Below are 690 nucleotides of genomic sequence, written 5' to 3'. Positions count from 1 at the left end.
TGATCATAAAGAAATGTTTGCAGTGTTTTATTGCGCTTTAGCAAAGCAATATGAAAGTAAAGGAAATTTTCAGGAGGCTATAAAGTCTTTATTTAGAGCACAACGTTATAGTGCAATTTTTCAGCCCATCAATTATTTAAAGGCAGAATTATATATTAAACTTGGAAAAATCAGAAAAGCTTCTGCAGTGCTAGAGGCAGAGTATACAGTAAATCCTACTCCTCAGTCAGCTAAAATGTACATCAATTTAAATAGTAAAGGTGCTGAAAGACTATACAACTTACGTCCTGATTATTATTTTAGTTACTGTTTACTTGCTTTGTCCTCAATGAGTTCAGGTAAATATGATCTTGCAAGTCAATATTTAGATACTGCTATGAAAAAAGCTCATTACATGTCAATCTACTTTATTGTAATACAACTCAAGGTTACATTGCAAGAACACGACAAGGTAATTTATTGGCTAAACAAGATGGGCTCAGAAGCTTTGCCTGATCCAGGCTGGAAATGTAAAAATTGTAACAGGGAACTAGAACAATGGGATCATAAGTGTTCAAGTTGTAATAGTTTTAATTGTGTTTATTATATATTATAAAATTCCACAAAGTGTAGAAATTACCATTAGAGGTTGTCCGGAAACAAGTAAAAGGCTATAATATCTGAAATTTTAGTACGGGGTAAAGATGAGAA

General features: G+C 32.3%; 1 pseudogene. It reads left to right on the top strand.

Annotated elements, in window-relative coordinates:
* Nucleotides 1–595, top strand: a pseudogene (locus tag OZD62_RS00560) (heme biosynthesis protein HemY); the annotation flags it as partial.
* Nucleotides 596–690 lie beyond the last annotated feature (95 nt).

Origin of the sequence: Wolbachia endosymbiont of Drosophila seguyi, from assembly GCF_028981765.1 — a bacterium.
GTDB lineage: Bacteria > Pseudomonadota > Alphaproteobacteria > Rickettsiales > Anaplasmataceae > Wolbachia > Wolbachia pipientis.
Note: the sequence above shows the minus strand (reverse complement) of the source record. Positions and strands in the feature narration are given on the sequence as shown.